General features: G+C 71.7%; 1 protein-coding gene. It reads left to right on the top strand.

The features are described 5' to 3' along the window. A partial coding sequence (locus RZO55_RS05220) for a hypothetical protein (RefSeq protein ID WP_318063234.1) occupies positions 1-350 on the top strand: 350 nt, incomplete at both ends.

The raw sequence follows: 350 nt of genomic DNA, 5'->3' as shown, positions 1-350 counted from the left end.
GGCGGAAGGGTCGGTGAGCGCCGGGAAGCTGGCTCCGGAGAGCGTGATGGAGTACCACCTGGCGGAGGGAGCGGTCAGCGCCGAGAAGCTGGCTTCGGAGAGCGTGGCGGAGCGCCACCTGGCGGAAGGGTCGGTGAGCGCCGGGAAGCTGGCTCCGGAGAGCGTGGCGGAGCGCCACCTGGCGGAAGGGTCGGTGAGCGCCGGGAAGCTGGCTCCGGAGAGCGTGATGGAGCACCACCTGGCGGAGGGGTCGGTGAGCGCCGGGAAGCTGGCTCCGGAGAGCGTGACGGAGCGCCACCTGGCGGAAGGGTCGGTGAGCGCCGGGAAACTGGCTTCCGACAGCGTGATGG

The organism is Clostridium boliviensis, from assembly GCF_033342255.1.
In the GTDB taxonomy this organism is placed as follows: Bacteria; Bacillota; Clostridia; order Lachnospirales; family Lachnospiraceae; genus Lacrimispora; species Lacrimispora boliviensis.
This window is presented reverse-complemented; position numbering and strand designations above follow the sequence as displayed.